The 15910-nt window shown below is 70.5% G+C and carries 14 protein-coding genes; 1 reads left to right on the top strand and 13 read right to left on the bottom strand.

Features of this window, described 5'->3' with window-relative positions; translation table 11 throughout:
- Positions 1-123: 123 nt before the first annotated feature.
- The 11 genes from B124_RS28790 to B124_RS28740 form a co-directional block, all read right to left on the bottom strand.
- Positions 124-840, bottom strand: coding sequence for an ABC transporter ATP-binding protein (locus B124_RS28790; protein WP_496505910.1), 717 nt, complete (start codon positions 838-840; stop codon positions 124-126).
- Positions 837-1748 carry an ABC transporter ATP-binding protein gene (locus B124_RS28785; RefSeq protein WP_496505909.1) on the bottom strand — a complete coding sequence of 304 codons (912 nt, stop codon included), beginning with the start codon at positions 1746-1748 and terminating at the stop codon, positions 837-839. Before B124_RS28785 ends, B124_RS28790 begins: the two co-directional genes overlap by 4 nt.
- Before the next feature lie 5 nt (positions 1749-1753).
- Positions 1754-3541, bottom strand: coding sequence for a branched-chain amino acid ABC transporter permease (locus B124_RS28780; protein ID WP_496505908.1), 1788 nt, complete (start codon positions 3539-3541; stop codon positions 1754-1756).
- A 5-nt stretch (positions 3542-3546) separates the two neighbouring features.
- Complete coding sequence (locus B124_RS28775; RefSeq protein ID WP_496505907.1) at positions 3547-4476, bottom strand: branched-chain amino acid ABC transporter permease; 930 nt, start codon at positions 4474-4476, stop codon at positions 3547-3549.
- A 108-nt stretch (positions 4477-4584) separates the two neighbouring features.
- Positions 4585-5826, bottom strand: a complete 1242-nt coding sequence (locus B124_RS28770) for a branched-chain amino acid ABC transporter substrate-binding protein (RefSeq protein WP_496505906.1) — start codon at positions 5824-5826, stop codon at positions 4585-4587.
- Positions 5827-5991: 165 nt separating this feature from the next.
- Positions 5992-6705, bottom strand: a complete 714-nt coding sequence (locus B124_RS28765; RefSeq protein ID WP_496505905.1) for a hypothetical protein — start codon at positions 6703-6705, stop codon at positions 5992-5994.
- A 197-nt stretch (positions 6706-6902) separates the two neighbouring features.
- Positions 6903-8258, bottom strand: coding sequence for a sulfate adenylyltransferase subunit 1 (locus tag B124_RS28760; RefSeq protein WP_496505904.1), 1356 nt, complete (start codon positions 8256-8258; stop codon positions 6903-6905).
- A gap of 2 nt (positions 8259-8260) precedes the next feature.
- Positions 8261-9187 carry a sulfate adenylyltransferase subunit CysD gene (gene cysD, locus B124_RS28755; protein WP_496505903.1) on the bottom strand — a complete coding sequence of 309 codons (927 nt, stop codon included), beginning with the start codon at positions 9185-9187 and terminating at the stop codon, positions 8261-8263.
- Positions 9184-9753, bottom strand: a complete 570-nt coding sequence (gene cysC, locus B124_RS28750; protein ID WP_496505902.1) for an adenylyl-sulfate kinase — start codon at positions 9751-9753, stop codon at positions 9184-9186. Before cysC ends, cysD begins: the two co-directional genes overlap by 4 nt.
- Complete coding sequence (locus B124_RS28745) at positions 9746-10927, bottom strand: glycosyltransferase family 4 protein (RefSeq protein ID WP_496505901.1); 1182 nt, start codon at positions 10925-10927, stop codon at positions 9746-9748. Before B124_RS28745 ends, cysC begins: the two co-directional genes overlap by 8 nt.
- On the bottom strand, positions 10924-12282 hold the full coding sequence (locus B124_RS28740) for a sulfotransferase (protein WP_496505900.1): 1359 nt from the start codon (positions 12280-12282) through the stop codon (positions 10924-10926). Before B124_RS28740 ends, B124_RS28745 begins: the two co-directional genes overlap by 4 nt.
- A 441-nt stretch (positions 12283-12723) precedes the next feature.
- Here B124_RS28740 and B124_RS28735 point away from each other — a divergent pair, with 441 nt between their 5' ends.
- The gene (locus B124_RS28735) at positions 12724-13038 is read left to right on the top strand and encodes a hypothetical protein (protein ID WP_496505899.1); all 315 of its coding nucleotides are present in this window, start codon (positions 12724-12726) and stop codon (positions 13036-13038) included.
- Positions 13039-13068: 30 nt separating this feature from the next.
- Here B124_RS28735 and B124_RS28730 read toward each other — a convergent pair whose 3' ends face one another.
- On the bottom strand, positions 13069-13521 hold the full coding sequence (locus B124_RS28730; RefSeq protein ID WP_496505898.1) for a PaaI family thioesterase: 453 nt from the start codon (positions 13519-13521) through the stop codon (positions 13069-13071).
- Between the two features lie 29 nt (positions 13522-13550).
- The gene (locus B124_RS28725; RefSeq protein WP_496505897.1) at positions 13551-15896 is read right to left on the bottom strand and encodes an FdhF/YdeP family oxidoreductase; all 2346 of its coding nucleotides are present in this window, start codon (positions 15894-15896) and stop codon (positions 13551-13553) included.
- Positions 15897-15910 lie beyond the last annotated feature (14 nt).

Genomic DNA, 15910 nt, shown 5'->3' with positions numbered 1-15910 from the left:
TGCCCGACCGGCCACGCGCGCAATGGCTCCGCCCAGACGGCCGACGAATCCGCCCAAGGACAGCCGAAGCGCCAGTCAGTCCTGGAGTCAGACCCTCGGACGGAGCCACAGCAATCATCACTGTCAGTCCTCGCCGAGGTATGCCTTGCGCACGGATTCGTCGTGGAGGAGTTCTTCTCCGGTGCCGGAAAGGACGACTTTGCCGACTTCCATGACGTGTCCGTGGTCCGCGAGGGAGAGCGCGGCCTGGGCGTTCTGTTCGACGAGCAGGATGGTGGTGCCCTGGGCTTTGAGTTCCCGGATGGTTTCCATGATCTTCTGCATCATGATCGGCGAGAGGCCCATGGAGGGTTCGTCGAGCATGAGGAGCTTGGGCCGGGACATCAGTGCCCTGCCCATGGCGAGCATCTGCTGTTCGCCGCCGGACAGGGTGCCGGCGGCTTGTTTGCGCCGTTCGCCGAGGATGGGGAACAGCTCGTAGCACATGTTGATGTCCTGCTCGATGCCTGCGGTGTCCTTGCGGAGGAAGGCGCCGAGTTGGAGGTTTTCGGTGATGGTGAGGCGGGGGAAGAGCCGGCGGCCTTCCGGGGAGTGGGCGAGGCCCATGGCGACGATCTTGTGGGCGCCGACGCCGTTGAGCGGCGTGCCGTCGAAGAAGATTTTGCCGCCGGAGGGCTTGAGCAGTCCGGAGAGGGTGCGCAGGGTGGTGGTCTTGCCGGCGCCGTTGGTGCCGATGAGGGTGACGACCTCGCCGCTCTGCACGCTGAACGAGATGCCTTTGACGGCTTCGATCTTGCCGTAGGCGACTTTGAGGTCTTCGACCTCGAGTAGCGCGGTCACGCGTCGCCCTCCTTGCTCTTCTTGGGGGTGCTGGCGCTCCCGGTGTGCTGTGGGATCGCGTCCTCGGCGGCGGTGATTTCGTCGACGGCCTCGTCCTCGGGGGCGCCTTCGAAGGGTTCGCCGAGGTAGGCGGCGACGACGCGGTCGTCGCTCTGGACGACGTCGGGGGTGCCTTCGACCAGTTTTTCTCCTTGGACGAGGACGGCGACGCGGTCGCAGAGTCCGAAGATGAACCGCATGTCGTGTTCGATGACGAGCACGGAGATGCCTTGTTCGCGGACGGCGAAGACGAGTTCGCGGGTGGCCCGGGTTTCCTGGGGGTTCATGCCCGCGGTGGGTTCGTCGAGGAGCAGCAGTCCTGGTTCGCTGGCGAGTGCCCGGGCGATCTCCAGTTTGCGCTGTTCGCCGTAGGGGAGGTTGCGGGCGAGGTGGTCGCGTTTGGCGGCGAGTCCGGTGAACTCCAGGAGTTCCATGGCGCGTTGTTCGGATGCGGCTTCTTCTCGTTTGAAGCCGGGGCCGCGCAGCAGTGCGGACCAGAGTCCTTCGCGGGTGCGGGTGTGGCGGCCGACGAGGACGTTTTCCAGGACCGTCATGTTGGCGAAGAGACGGATGTTCTGGAAGGTCCGGGCGATGCCTGCCTCGGTGACGCGGTGGGAGCGGTGCGGCAGGACTTTGCCCTTGTAGCTGACCGTTCCTTCGGTGGGGATGTAGAGCCCGGTCATGCAGTTGAAGAAGGTGGTCTTGCCGGCGCCGTTGGGGCCGATGAGTCCGACGATCTCGCCTTGGCCGACGGTGAGGTCGACGTTGCGTACGGCGGTGAGGCCGCCGAAGCGCATGGTGACGCCGCGGGCGTCCAGGACGGTGGTGCCGGTTGCGGTTCCCTTGGCGGGGGCGGTGTCGTTGGTCATGGGTGTCACACCCCCACCTTGGTGAGGCCGGTTTCTTCCTTGGGCGCGTCGGGCTGGTCGCTGTCGTGGAACTCGAGTTGCTTCCGGCGGTCGGCGATGAGGCCCTCGGGGCGGAAGCGCATGAGCAGGACGAGTGCCACGCCGAAGAGCAGCAGTTGGTATTCCTGGACGAACTGCAGCTTGGCGGGGATGAGGTAGAGCAGCGACGCGCCGATGAGCGGGCCGCTGACGGTGCCCATGCCGCCGAGGATGACGGCTGCCAGGAGGAACGCGGAGTTGGGTGGTACGGCTTCGACGAATTTGTACCCGTTGGGCGTGACCGTGTACTGGACGTGTGCCTGTACGGTGCCCGCCATGCCGGCCAGGGTGGCGCCGAGCGCGAAGGCGAGGAGCTTGAGCCGGAAGGCGTTGATGCCCATGGCGCGGGCGGCGGTCTCGTCCTCGCGGATGGCGACCCAGGCGCGGCCGATGCGCGACTGGTCCGCGCGCCGGAAGATCATGACGGTGATGATGGTGAACACCAGCATGAGCATGAAGTAGTTGGAGAACCGGCCTAGTTCGACGCCGAGGATGGTGTGCTTCTCGCCGAGGTTGAAGCCGAACATTTCCAGTTCGGGGATGCTCGGGATGCCGTTGGGCCCGTTGGTGACGTCGGGGCCGGAGACGCCGTCCATGTTCTGGACGGCGATGCGGAAGATTTCGCCGAAGCCGAGGGTGACGATGGCGAGGTAGTCGCCGCGCAGCCGCAGGGTCGGGGCGCCGATGAGCACGCCGAAGACCAGCGAGGCGGCGGCGCCGGTGAGCACGGCCGCCCAGAACGGGAAGTGGACCCCGATGCTGGAGGTGGGTGCGCCGGAGACCAGGGCGGCGGTGTACGCGCCGACGCCGAGGAAGGCGACGTAGCCGAGGTCGAGCAGCCCGGCGAGGCCGACGACGACGTTGAGGCCGAGTGCCACGGTGGCGAAGATGAGGATGTTGGTGCCGATGTTGGCGTAGGCGTCGTCGCTCTGGGTGAACGGGAAGACGAACGCGGCGACGAAGGCCGCGGTGACGGTGACGTTGCGGTGTTTGGCGGTGAGCTGGCCGAGCTGCTGGGTGAGACCCGCGCGGCCCAGGGCGGGGAACGCGAAGGCGACGAGGACCATGTAGCCGACGAACAGTTCCGCGTAGTCGGTGCCGATGCCGAAGGTGAAGACGTACAGGCCGATGGCGAAGGAGACGGAGATGATGATGATCTCCAGCCAGGCCGGCAGGTCCTTCAGCCGCCTGGGGGCCGGTGCCTTCAGGGAGTGCACCAGTTGTTCCCACGGGTTGGCCGGCGGGCTGTCGGGGTCCACGGGGACGTCCGCGGGCAGGCCGAGGGCGCCGATGGCGCAGATCAGGGCGGCGGCGACGGCGATGTAGCCGCCGGGGTCGACGTTGATCAGGCCGCCGAGGTTCTTGACGATGGCGCCGATGGTGTAGCCGGTGACGCCGAGGGTGCCGAGGGCGAGGAGCCGTGCGGCGCTGTTGGGCCCGGCGGGGGTGAGCCAGCGCAGTCCGCGCACGCCCTGTCCGGAGAGCAGGAAGGCCAGGGTGAGCAGCGCTCCGGTGAGCGTCAGCAGTTGCAGCCCGCCGGGGTATCCGTAGACGGTCAGGTTGCCCGGGAATTCCTCGGTGTAGGTCCAGGAGAGGAAGGTGGCGAGGAAGGTGCCGGCGGCGCCGCCGAGGGCGAGGAGCCGGGCGAGGCCGGGGGGCAGGGGCAGGGTGGCGCCGGTGGGGGCGGCCGGGGTGGTTTTCTCCATGGTGGTCATCGCTTTCACGCCCTGTCCGAGACGCGTTCGCCCAGGAGGCCCTGTGGTCGCAGGAGCAGGACGAGGATCAGCAGCACGAAGGCCCACACGTCCTTCCAGGAGCCGCCGCCGAGCTGGTCCATGCCGGGGATGTCACCCATGTACGCGCTGGCCATGGCTTCGGCGACGCCGAGGACGATGCCGCCGATCATGGCGCCGTAGATGTTGCCGATGCCGCCGAGGACGGCGGCGGTGAACGCCTTCAGGCCGGCGATGAAGCCCATCTTGAAGTCGACGTTGCCGTACCGCAGCCCGTGGGCGATCGCCGCGATGGCGGCGAAGGCGCCGCCGATGGCGAAGGCCATCACGATGATGCGGTCGGTGTTGATGCCCATGAGCTTGGCCGTGTCGGGGTCCTGCGAGGTGGCCTGCATGGCGCGGCCGGTGCGGGTTTTGGAGACGAAGAACCCGAGGGCGATCATGCACACGGGGGCGGCGATGAGGAGGAACAGGTCGCCGCGCAGGATGGAGAACTCGCCGAAGTCGATGCGCGGGCCGCTGAACTCGGGGAAGGGCCGCGCCTTCGTGGCGTCGGGGTACCAGGCCCAGATGGCCTGCTGCAGGGCGATGGACAGGCCGATTGCGGTGATAAGGGGGGCGAGGCGTGGCGCGCCGCGCAGGGGACGGTAGGCGAAGCGCTCGGCGCCCACGGCTACCAGGACGGAGCAGACGACTGCCATGAGGATCATCAGCGGCAGGGCGACGAGCAGGCTGGTGCCGTTGGGCATCCACAACCACATCGTCAGGGCGCCGAAGCCGCCGATCATGAATATCTCGCCGTGGGCGAAGTTGATGAGCTGAACAATGCCGTAGACCATCGTGTAACCGATGGCTATGAGCCCGTACAAGGCGCCGAGTAGCAGGCCGTTGGCAAGTTGCTGCGGCAGATCGTTCACCGCTGGGCCTCCGAGTGGGTGTCAGATATGGCCGCGCGGGGGGCGCTGTGTGCGCCCCCCGCGCCGCTTGCGGTCTGTGTGATCAGTGGGCGGTGTGGTCCGCCCCGGTCAGCCTTCGAATTCGCCGCTGGTCAGCGGCACGTGCTCGCCGTCCTTGATCTGGTACAGCGACAGCTGCTTGTTGGTGGTGTCGCCGAACTCGTCGAAGGCGACGCTGCCGGTCACACCCTCGAAGGAAACGTCCTGCATGGCCTCCGAAATGGCGCTGCGGGCCTCGTCCGTGTCACCGGGCAGTTCGCCGTCGTTCTCCTCGACGACGGCCTTCACGGCCTGGATGACGGCCCAGGTGGAGTCGTAGGAGTAGCCGCCGTACGCCTCGTAGGCGTCCTTGTAGCCCGCGGCCTCGTAGTTCTTGATGAACTCCTTGGCGGTGTCCAGTTCGGTCAGCGGCGCGCCGACGGAGCTGGCCATGTCGCCCTCGGCGTTCTCCTTGGCCAGGGAGACGTACTCGGCGCTGAACAGTGCGTCGCCGCCGACGGTGGGGATCTTGGCTCCGGCCTTCTTGACCTGGGCGGCCAGCGGGGCGCCGGCGGGGTACTCGCCGCCGTAGTAGACGAACTCGGCGCCGGAGTTCTTGACCTTCGTGGCGATGGCCGCGAAGTCCTTGTCGTCGGGGTTGACGTGGTCGGTTCCGACGACCTTGCCGCCGAGCTTCTCGAACTCGTCGGCGAAGGTGGCGGCCAGCCCGGCGCCGTAGGTCTTCTTGTCGTCGATGACGAAGACCTTCTTCAGCTTCTCCTCGTTGAAGAGGTACTGCGCCGCGTACGGCCCCTGGATGGCGTCGGTGGTGGACACCCGGAAGTAGTTGTCGAACGGGCGCACCTTCTCGCCGGACTGCCACTCCTCGCCCTGGGTCAGGGCGGGGTTGGTGTTCGCGGGCGAGACCTGGACCATGCCGGCGTCGGAGACGACCTTCTGCATGGACTGGCCGACGTCGGAGTTGAGCGGGCCGACGATGCCCATGACGTCGTCGTTGCCTATGAGCTTGGTGGCGTTCTGCTGGCCCTGCTGGGCCTGCGCCACGTCGTCGAGGGCCTCGAGCTCGAATGTGACGCCCTTGACCTCCTCGTTGTCGTTGGCCGTCTTCACGGCGAGCTCGGCGGAGTTCTGGATGCCGATGCCCAGGGCCGAGAGGTCGCCGGTCAGCGGCGCGTCGAGGCCGATAACGACGGTCGTTCCGTCGCCACCGCCTCCGTCTTCGCTGTCGTCGTCGCGGGAACCGCAAGCCGACAGCGTGAGAGCCCCTGCGGTGACCGCAGTGGTGAGTATGAGCAAGGAACGGTGACGCACGATCAGTCCTTTCCCCTGGCGCGGCCTCGACTGCGCAGAGTGGGCCGGTGCACGCGGCAGGCGTCGGAAGGTGACCTGCTGCGCGGTGACTGGGCGTGACTCTAAGCCGCCCCGGGGCGGGGGGGCAGAGGTGCAGGCAATGCTGTGACTCTCTTGTTATGACCCTTACATCCGGCGGCCGGGGCGGCGGGGGTGCTCTGTGCCGGATCCGCGGAGTCCGGACGCCCGAAGGGGCGTGAAGCCGCTGCTGGTGTCCTGTGCGCCGGGAGCCGCCCGCTGAGCGGGTTCGCATATCGTACGCAGCGCCCGGGACAGTTCGGCGGCGTAGGTGCCGCCGAGGATGGAGCTGTAGTCCTGTATTGCGCGCGTGTTACGCAGCGTTACGCGCAGGGAGGGCAGGCGCGCGTCGAGGGGGAGGCCGGTGCACCGGACGACCTCGAACCTCACGGTGACGCGGGTGGGTTGGCCCCGGGGCAGTTCCAGCGGCGGTGCGGGCCGGACGGACAGTTTCAGGCCGCTGTAGCCCTGGGTGACCTTCTCCAGTGAGGCGCCGCTGTCCGAGGTGGCGATGAGCTGGGCATCAAAAGTGGTATCGCCCGGTTTAGGGGTTTCTATCCCGAGAAAGGAGAAAGCGGTTGACTGGAGGGGGTACGGCACAGGCGGGGGCGGCACCGGCTCCGGCCGTGTGGCCAGGGCGTATACGCCGAGAGCGGCCAGCGCCGCGAGGCCGGCGCCGATGGCGGCGAGCCGGCGGGAGCGGGGCGGCAGCGCCGTCCAGCGCTCGCCGAGGCGCGGTCCCGCAGAGCCGCCGCCGAGGATCTCCGCGGGCGGGCCGGGGTCCGGTTCTGAACCGGGCTCGGGCCGGGTGGGCGCGCTCATGGCGGACAGCGTAAGGGCGTACGCGCCCGGGGCGCAGGGGGCGTGCACGCGCGCGTCCGACTACCGAACGTACGCGACGGCGGCGGGCGCCGGGGCGGTGTGCCCCTGCTCCCGCCGCCGTCCGGTGACGTGGCCCGCGGCCTGGCCCGTGGGACGCCGTCAGCGTCCGGGCGGTCCTGCGGCCGGGCGGGGTGCGGTCAGAAGTCCCACTCGGCGTCGTCGAGTTCGGCCCGCTTCTGGCTGTCCGCGCCCGCGAACGCGGCGCCCGCCATACCCGCGGCGAGGGTGGAGCCGTCGGCGGGGTCGATCAGCAGGAAGGAGCCGGTGCGCCGGCAGTCGCCGTAGGCGTCCATCGGCAGCGGCTCCGAGGTGCGCAGCACGACGCGGCCGATGTCGTTGACCTCCAGAGACCCCGGGGAGGGGTGGTGGGAGAGGTCGTCGAGCGTGAGCCGGTCGGGGATCTCCTTGACGATCGCCTTGACGGTGCGGGTGGTGTGCTTGAGCAGCACCCGGGCGCCGGGGGCGAGCGCGGTGTCGTGCAGGTGGCAGACGGTGGCCTGGATGTCCTGCGTGGCGTCCGGGGCCTGCTCGCTGGGGGCGATCATGTCGCCCCGGGAGATGTCGATGTCGTCGGCGAGCCGGAGGGTGACCGACTGCGGCGCCCAGGCGGCGTCGACGCTCTCGCCCAGCACGTCGATGCCGGCGACGGTGGAGGTGCGGCCCGAGGGCAGCACGGTGACGGACTGGCCGACCTGGAAGATGCCGGAGGCGATCTTCCCGGCGTAGCCGCGGTAGTCGCGGTACTCCGGGGTCTGCGGACGGATCACGTACTGCACGGGGAAGCGGGCCACGCGACCGCGCGGGTCGTGGTCGATCTGGACGGTCTCCAGGTGCTCCAGCACCGTGGGGCCCGCGTACCAGTCCATGGTGGCCGACGGGGTGACGACGTTGTCGCCCTCCAGGGCCGAGATGGGGATGGTGGTCACGGCGGGCACGCCCAGGGCCTTGGCGTACTTGGTGAACTCGGCGGCGATCTCGGCGAAGACGTCCTCGGCGTAGCCGACGAGGTCCATCTTGTTGACGGCCAGGACCACGTGCGGCACGCGCAGCAGCGCGGCGACCGCGGCGTGCCGGCGGGTCTGCTCGACGACGCCGTGCCGGGCGTCCACCAGGATGACCGCCAGTTCGGCGGTGGAGGCGCCGGTGACCATGTTGCGGGTGTACTGCACGTGGCCGGGGGTGTCGGCGAGGATGAAGCGGCGCCGGGGCGTGGCGAAGTAGCGGTACGCCACGTCGATGGTGATGCCCTGCTCGCGTTCTGCGCGCAGGCCGTCGGTGAGCAGCGCCAGGTCGGGGGCCTCCTGCCCGCGGCTGGCGGAGGCGCGCTCGACGGCCTCCAGCTGGTCGGCGAGCACCGACTTGGAGTCGTGCAGCAGCCGGCCGACGAGGGTCGACTTGCCGTCGTCGACGCTGCCGGCGGTGGCGAAGCGCAGCAGGGAGACCTCGGTGAGCGCGGCCGGCTCCGTGGCGGGGGCAGGTGGGTTCACAGTCATGATCAGAAGTAGCCTTCGCGCTTGCGGTCTTCCATGGCGGCCTCGGACATCTTGTCGTCGGCCCGGGTGGCGCCGCGCTCGGTGAGGCGGGTGGCGGCGATCTCGGCGATGACCTTCTCGATGGTGTCGGCATCGGAGTCGACGGCGCCGGTGCAGGACATGTCACCGACGGTGCGGTACCGCACCGTGCGGGTCTCGACGCGCTCGCCCTCCTTGGCGCCGCCCCAGTCGCCGGGGGCGAGCCACATGCCGCTGCGGAGGAAGACCTCGCGGCGGTGCGCGTAGTAGATCTGCGGGAGCACGATCTTCTCGCGGGCGATGTACTGCCAGACGTCCAGCTCGGTGAAGTTGGACAGCGGGAAGACCCGGACGTGCTCGCCGACGGCGTGCTTGCCGTTGTAGAGCTGCCACAGCTCGGGGCGCTGGCGGCGCGGATCCCAGCCGCCGAACTCGTCGCGCAGGGAGAAGATGCGCTCCTTGGCGCGGGCCTTCTCCTCGTCGCGGCGGCCCCCGCCGAAGACCGCGTCGTAGCGGCCCTCCTCGATAGCGCGCAGCAGCGGCACCGTCTGCAGCGGGTTGCGGGTGCCGTCGGCGCGCTCCTTGAGCTCGCCGCGGTCGATGAAGTCCTGGACGGAGGCGACGTGCAGCCGCAGGTTGTGCTGGGCGGCGACGCGGTCGCGGTAGTCCAGCACCTCGGGGAAGTTGTGCCCCGTGTCGACGTGCAGCAGCGCGAACGGCGGCGGGGCCGGCGCGAACGCCTTCAGCGCCAGGTGGAGCATCACGATGGAGTCCTTGCCGCCGGAGAAGAGAATCACCGGACGCTCGAACTCCCCCGCGACCTCGCGGAAGATGTGCACCGCCTCCGACTCCAGCACGTCCAGGTGCGGCAACTGGAAGTCATGGGCGGTGGCCTGCTCGACCTGGCTCATGCGAGACCTCGTTCCACCAGTGCGGCGTGGAGCATCGCCGCGGATTCTTCGACACTCTGCTCGTGCGTGGGGATGCGCAGATCGGGTTCCGCGGGCGGCTCGTACGGGTCGTCGACGCCGGTGAGGCCGGAGAGCTCACCGGCCGCCTGCTTGGCGTAGAGGCCCTTCACGTCCCGCTCGGCGCAGACGTCGACGGGCGTGGCCACGTGCACCTCCACATACGTCGTACCTTCCGTCTGGTGGCGCTTGCGCACCGCCTCGCGGCTGTCCGCGTACGGAGCGATCACCGGCACGAGGACCTTGACCCCGTGCGACGCGAGCAGCTCGGCGACGAAGCCGATGCGCTGCACGTTCGTGTCGCGGTCCCCGCGGGAGAAACCGAGGCCCGCGGTGAGGAATTCCCGGATCTCGTCGCCGTCCAGCACCTCCACCCGGTGGCCGGCGTCCCGGAGCCGCTCGCCGAAGGCGCGCGCCAGCGTCGTCTTGCCGGCGCTGGGCAGGCCGGTGAGCCAGATCGTGGCGCCGCGCGCGTGTACGCCGTCGGCGCCGGGTGCGTTGTCAGGCACTCCCACTCCCGTGAATCTCCTCGAACAGTGCCTCCCACTGCGGATGGACCGCCTCGGGAGTGTAGGAGCGCGACGTCTGCAGTGCCGCCGCTCCCATGTCGGCCCGCAGGCCCTCGTCGTCCATCAGCTCTCCCATGGCCTCGGCCAGCCCGTCCACGTCCTTGCGGGGCACCAGCAGGCCGTCCTTCCCGTGGGTGAGCACGTCGGACGGGCCCGTCGGACAGTCGAAGCTGACCACGGGGAGTCCGTGGGTCATCGATTCGATCATCACCATGGGCAGGCCCTCGAACCGCGAGCTGAGCACATAAAAGGATGCTCTCGCAAGTTCGTCGTCCAGTTTGTGCGTGTGCCCCATCAGAAAGACGTGATTGTAGAGGTGGTGGTCGTTGATCAGGCGGCGCAGCTCGGCCTTCTTCTCGCCGGTGCCGAAGATCCGCAGCTGCCAGTCGGGGAACTTCTCCACGAGCTGCGCCCACGCCGGAATCAGCATGTCGAAGCCCTTCTGCGGGAAGAGCCTGCCGGCGGCGACCGCGATGCGGTTGGCATAGGTGGTGAGCTTCTTGTCACCGGTGTGCACGGCGTTGGGGATGCGGACGACGCGGGTGCCGGGCAGCAGCTCCTGGTAGTCCTCCCGGTCACCGTGGGTGAGGACGGCGACGGCGTCGAACCGGGGGTACTCGCGCTGGATGGCGGCGCGGATGTCGCCCGGGTGCGTGCCCAGGTTCATGTGCTCCTGGGCGATCTTCCGGCAGGAGCGCGGCGTGTACCGGGCGGTGAGGAAGTTCAGGCCGGGGCGGGTCGGGACGATGACGGCGTCCTGCTGCCGCTCCAGCCAGCCGATGACGGTGTCCTCGACGTGGCGGTTGTAGCGCTCGTACGCGAACTCCCCCGCCGGGATGTGCCGGGGCGGCTGCCCCTCGCGCTCTACGCGCCGCTCGGCGGCGCGGGGGCCGGCCGCTGCCAGCTCGGCCTCGCGGGCGGCGGGCCGCTGGTCGACCAGGGTGGTGACGGTGACGTCGGGGTGGAGGGGGAAGTGGGGCTCGTCGCGAGTGCGCTGCATGCTGGCGATCTCGACGTCGTGGCCCGCGGCGGCCATGGAGCCGGCCTGGTTGAACACGGTGCGGATGGTTCCGCCCGTGCCGTAGGCGTGCATCAGCAGATAGCGGATCTTCATGAGGCCGGCAGTACCTCGACGGAGAGGTTGTCCTTGATGGTGTAGTACGGCTTGACCTCGACGTCGGCACCGTCGACCTGGGCGGGCTGGCCGGGGAAGACCATGATGTTCTTCTTGCCGGTGATCCCGTCGAGGTGGCGGCCGGCGCGCAGCCGGACCTCCGCGTCGCCCTCGCCGGCGGCCAGGTGGATGTCCCACTGGGCCGGCGTCGTCAGCCCGGCGGGCGCCAGGTCGGCCACGGGCACCGTGACGTCGAAGCCGCCGTCCGCCAGCTCGGCGGGATAGCGGAGCTGGTGGTGCTCGTGGTCGCGCCGGACGAGGAGCACCGTCCAGGGGCTGCCGGTGGCGTCGGCGACGCCGTGCAGGCTGCCGGTGAGGCGTACGGCGCCGTCGCGGGGCCAGACCTCGGCGATCTCGGCGTGCGGCTCGGCGGCTGCGGCGCCGGCCGCCGGGGGCCGGCCTTCGAGGTAGCCCCAGGCGGCGCTGATCTCGCGCAGCGGCTCGGGGATCTCCGCTTCGGCGGGCAGCGCGCGGCCGGCCTGCACCTGGCCGCTGCGGATCTTGTCCTTCCAGTCGCCGAGGCCCTTCTTGTAGCTGGCCTCGCCCCGGGAGCCGTAGTCGAGCATGCCCGGCTCGAAGTCGATCCCCAGGTAGGCGCAGATGCCCTTCATGGCGGACTCGGGGTCGTCGGTCATCTCCTCGTAGCGCACGACGTGCCCCGGCAGGGCCTGGCGGGCGCGCTCCGTGGCGCGCATGTAGCGCAGCGCGTCGAGGGCGGCCTCCTCCTCGGTGCGCTTGTCCGGGTCGGCCTCGTACCAGGAGCGGGCGATGGAGGCGGGGTGGCGGAGCAGGAAGATGAACCGGGCGTCGGGCCAGCAGGCGGCGATGCGCTTGTACGCGAAGGTGTTGCTGGGCGTCTTCTCCACCAGGAAGTCCTTGCCGGAGCGCACCAGCTCGCGGTGGAGCACCCGGTCCCAGATCAGGTGCTCCAGGTCACCGCGCTCCAGGCCCAGCTCCGCCATGGCGCGCTCGGCGAGCTTGGTGCTGGCGTTGACCTCCAGGCGGCGGAAGTGCAGTTCGTGCGCGGAGTGCAGGCGGGAGTGCGCGTTGAGCAGCAGGCGCAGCAGGGTGGAGCCGGAGCGTACCGGCGACATGATGAACACGGGCTGCCGCAGCAGCCGGTCGACTTCGGGATCCTCCGGGGGCCGGTACGCGACCTGCGCGGCCGGCTTCGGCTCCGTGGGCTCCTTGGCCCGGGCGGGTTTCAGGGCAGGTGCTTGCGGCAGCCCGGCCTTGCGGATCTCGAAACCCGTGGTTGCGCCGAGCTTGTGATTCAGCTTCCGGAGGAGGTTCATGCGCCCCGAGGCTAGAAGGCGTTTGTGAGACGGGCAACGTACCCGAGCGGCATGTTCGCTAAACGTGCAGGTCATAGCTAGTTTGATTGATACGGAGTGGCGCTGGTCACAGCAACCGCGCGGGAGGTGCACAGACCTGCGGGAGCGGGCACCGGGCACTGGTACGCACCGCCCGGACGGGTGAATTCCGCACGGGACGTCGGTGCCGCCGGGGGTGAGGGGAGGGTGAGAACCATGAGAGCGGGATGAGGGGGAGGGGCCCCGGGGGCGGCCGGTCTGAGCGTATCGGGTGAGCGATTCTCATGGGTTTCTCATCCTCGGGCCGGCGGGTGCGTCCCGCGGCGGGACACGCGGGCGGGCGGCGGGAGTTCGGATCGGCGGGCGGCACGGCCGATGGTGGTGCCCGTGCCGGACGGACCGGCACAGAAGGGAAATCCCACCATGAACGTCACCATGAGGAGGGTCGCGGTCACCGCGGTCGCGGCGCTGTCGGTCCTGCTGGGTGCCGCGGGGACGGCGAGCGCCGCCGAGGGGCATGCGGCGCCGCACCGGCCGTGCGCGCAGAGCAAGCACGTCGCGCAGCACGGGCCGGGCGGCTCGGCGGGCCCGGCCGGCAAGCGGGTGCACGTGAAGGACACACCCCGGGGGCACTGCAAGAAGTCCGGGCGGACGCATGCCCGCTGGCACCGCAAGCCGGTGCACAAGCCGGTGAAGAAGGTCGTCATCAAGGACGGGCGGCGCGCGCCGCGCCACTGACCGCGCCGCCGTGTGCCGGTCCGCCGCGGGTCAGGCGTCGCGCAGCAGGCAGGTGAGCCGCGCGGTGCACACCCGGCGGCCCTCCTCGTCGCTGACGACGATCTCGTACGTCGCGGTGGACCGGCCGCGGTGCACCGGCGTGGCCACGCCGGTGACGACGCCGGAGCGCAGGGCCCGGTGGTGGGTGCAGTTGAGATCGACGCCGACCGCGATCTTCGCCGGGCCGCCGTGCAGCATCGCGCCGACGGACCCCAGGGTCTCGGCGAGCACCGCGGAGGCGCCGCCGTGCAACAGCCCGTACGGCTGGGTGTTGCCCTCCACCGGCAGGGTGCCCACGACCCGCTCGGGCGCCGCCTCCAGCACCGCAAGGCCCATGCGCTGCCCGAGGGCGCCGGCGGAGAACAGCTTCTCCAGATCGACGCCGACGCCGGCGAACTCGTCGAGGATCTCCTGGGGGAACTTCGTCGTGGTGTGCTCGCCCATGTCGCGCCCGGCTCCGTCCTCTGCCCCGTCTACACCGTGTCGGGCTCCACCGTAGACGCGGCCGTTTCCAGCCTCACCACCAGGGACTTGCTTGTGGGGGTGTTGCTCGTGTCCGCGGTGGAGTCGAGCGGCACCAGCACGTTGGTCTCCGGGTAGTACGCGGCGGCGCAGCCCCGGGCCGTCGGGTAGTGCACGACGCGGAAGCCGTCCGCGCGCCGCTCGACGCCGTCGTGCCACTCGCCGACGATGTCCGCGTACACCCCGTCGGCCAGGCCGAGGTCGGCGGCGTCGTCGGGGTGGACGAGGACGACGCGCCGGCCGCCGCGCACCCCGCGGTAGCGGTCGTCCAGGCCGTAGATCGTGGTGTTGTACTGGTCGTGGCTGCGCAGCGTCTGCAGCAGCAGCCGGCCCTCGGGCACCTCGGGGTACGTCACGGCGCCGGCGGTGAAGTGGGCCTTGCCGGTGCTCGTGGGGAAGCGGCGCTCGTCGCGCGGGGCGTGCGGGAGGGTGAAGCCGCCGGGGCGGCGGGCGCGGGCGTCGAAGTCCTCGAAGCCGGGCACCACGCGCGCGATACGGTCGCGGATGCGCGCGTAGTCGCCGCTGAACTCCTCCCAGGGCGTGGCGCTGGCCGGCCCGAGCACCGCGCGGGCGAGCCGGCAGACGATCGCGACCTCCGACAGCAGCGCGTCGCTCGCGGGCGCGAGCCGGCCCCGGGAGGCGTGCACGACGCCCATGGAGTCCTCGACGGTCACGACCTGCTCGTGGCCGCGGCCGTCGGGACCGGGCCGCCGGTCCCGCTCCGTGCGGCCCAGGGTGGGCAGGATGAGCGCGCGGGCGCCGGTGACGACGTGGCTGCGGTTGAGCTTGGTCGAGACGTGCACGGTCAGCCGGGCGCGGCGCATCGCGGCCTCGGTGACCTCGGTGTCGGGCGAGGCGGAGACGAAGTTGCCGCCGACCGCGAAGAAGACCTTGGCGTCGCCGTCGCGCAGCGCGCGGATGGCGCGTACGACGTCGTAGCCGTGTCTGCGGGGCGGGGCGAAGCCGAACTCCTTCTCCAGCGCGTCCAGGAAGGCGGGCGCGGGCCGTTCGACGATGCCCATCGTGCGGTCGCCCTGGACATTGCTGTGGCCGCGCACGGGGCAGACGCCGGCGCCGGGGCGGCCGACGTGGCCGCCGAGGAGCAGGAAGCTGACGATCTCCTTGATGGTGGGCACGGCGTGCTTGTGCTGGGTCAGGCCCATCGCCCAGCAGACGACGATCTTGTCGGCGGCGAGGACCAGTTCGGCGGCGCGGTCGAGGTCGGCGGCGGTCAGGCCGGTGGCGCGCTCGGCGTCGGCGTCGGCGTAGCCGCGGGCGGCGGCGGCGTACTCCTCGTAGCCCCGGGTGTGCTCGGCGACGAACTCCTCGTCCACGACGGCCCGGCCGCCGGGGGTCCGCGCGCCGGAGTCGTGCGCGGCGAGGACGCGGCCGGCCAGGGCGCGGAAGAGCGCCTGGTCGCCGCCGACACGCACCTGGAGGAACAGGTCGGTCAGCGGGGTGCCGCCGCGCGCGAGGCCGCGTACGGTCTGGGGGTTCTTGAACCGGACCATGCCGGGCTCGGGCAGCGGGTTGACGGTGATGATGCGGGCGCCGTTGTCCTTGGCGCGCTCCAGCGCGGTGAGCATGCGCGGGTGGTTGGTGCCCGGGTTCTGGCCGGCGACGATGATCAGGTCGGCCTGGTAGAGGTCGTCGAGCAGGACGCTGCCCTTGCCGACGCCGAGGGTCTCGGTGAGCGCGGAGCCGGACGACTCGTGGCACAGGTTCGAGCAGTCCGGGAGGTTGTTGGTGCCGAACTCGCGGGCGAAGAGCTGGTACAGGAACGCGGCCTCGTTGCTGGTGCGCCCGGAGGTGTAGAAGACCGCCTCGTCGGGCGAGTCGAGGGCGGTCAGTTCCTCGGCGACGATGGCGAACGCCCGCTCCCAGGACACCTGCTCGTAGGTGTCGGCGCCCTCGGCCAGGTACACGGGGTGGGTGAGCCGGCCCTGCTGGCCCAGCCAGTAGCCGCTGCGGCCCGCGAGGTCGGCGACGGGGTGCGCGGCGAAGAACCCGGGGGTGACGCGGCGCAGCGTCGCCTCCTCGGCGACGGCCTTGGCGCCGTTCTCGCAGAACTCGAAGGTGTGCGGGCGGTCCGGCTCTGGCCAGGCGCAGCCGGGGCAGTCGAAGCCGTCGCGCTGGTTGACGCGCAGCAGGGTGCGCGCCGTGCGCCGTACGCCCATCTGCTCCTGCCCGCTGCGCAGGGCGTGCGCGATGGCCGGGGCGCCGACGGCGGACTGCTGGGGCGTGGTGACCTCGGGGGCGTCCTGTACGGGGTCGCCGACGGGCGGTTTGCCGGCCATGGCGGTCACCCTTT

Source organism: Streptomyces sp. CNP082 (assembly GCF_059570535.1).
Note: the sequence above shows the minus strand (reverse complement) of the source record. Positions and strands in the feature narration are given on the sequence as shown.

What these genes read in the sequence shown, in the direction of transcription:
- B124_RS28760 (WP_496505904.1), bottom strand. Translation starts at nt 8,258, where the DNA reads ATGACTGTGAACCCACCTGCCCCCGCCACGGAGCCGGCCGCGCTCACC.
- B124_RS28780 (WP_496505908.1), bottom strand. Translation starts at nt 3,541, where the DNA reads ATGACCACCATGGAGAAAACCACCCCGGCCGCCCCCACCGGCGCCACC.
- B124_RS28725 (WP_496505897.1), bottom strand. Translation starts at nt 15,896, where the DNA reads ATGGCCGGCAAACCGCCCGTCGGCGACCCCGTACAGGACGCCCCCGAG.
- B124_RS28740 (WP_496505900.1), bottom strand. Translation starts at nt 12,282, where the DNA reads ATGAACCTCCTCCGGAAGCTGAATCACAAGCTCGGCGCAACCACGGGT.
- B124_RS28765 (WP_496505905.1), bottom strand. Translation starts at nt 6,705, where the DNA reads ATGAGCGCGCCCACCCGGCCCGAGCCCGGTTCAGAACCGGACCCCGGC.
- B124_RS28745 (WP_496505901.1), bottom strand. Translation starts at nt 10,927, where the DNA reads ATGAAGATCCGCTATCTGCTGATGCACGCCTACGGCACGGGCGGAACC.
- B124_RS28730 (WP_496505898.1), bottom strand. Translation starts at nt 13,521, where the DNA reads ATGGGCGAGCACACCACGACGAAGTTCCCCCAGGAGATCCTCGACGAG.
- B124_RS28735 (WP_496505899.1), top strand. Translation starts at nt 12,724, where the DNA reads ATGAACGTCACCATGAGGAGGGTCGCGGTCACCGCGGTCGCGGCGCTG.
- B124_RS28785 (WP_496505909.1), bottom strand. Translation starts at nt 1,748, where the DNA reads ATGACCAACGACACCGCCCCCGCCAAGGGAACCGCAACCGGCACCACC.
- cysD (WP_496505903.1), bottom strand. Translation starts at nt 9,187, where the DNA reads ATGAGCCAGGTCGAGCAGGCCACCGCCCATGACTTCCAGTTGCCGCAC.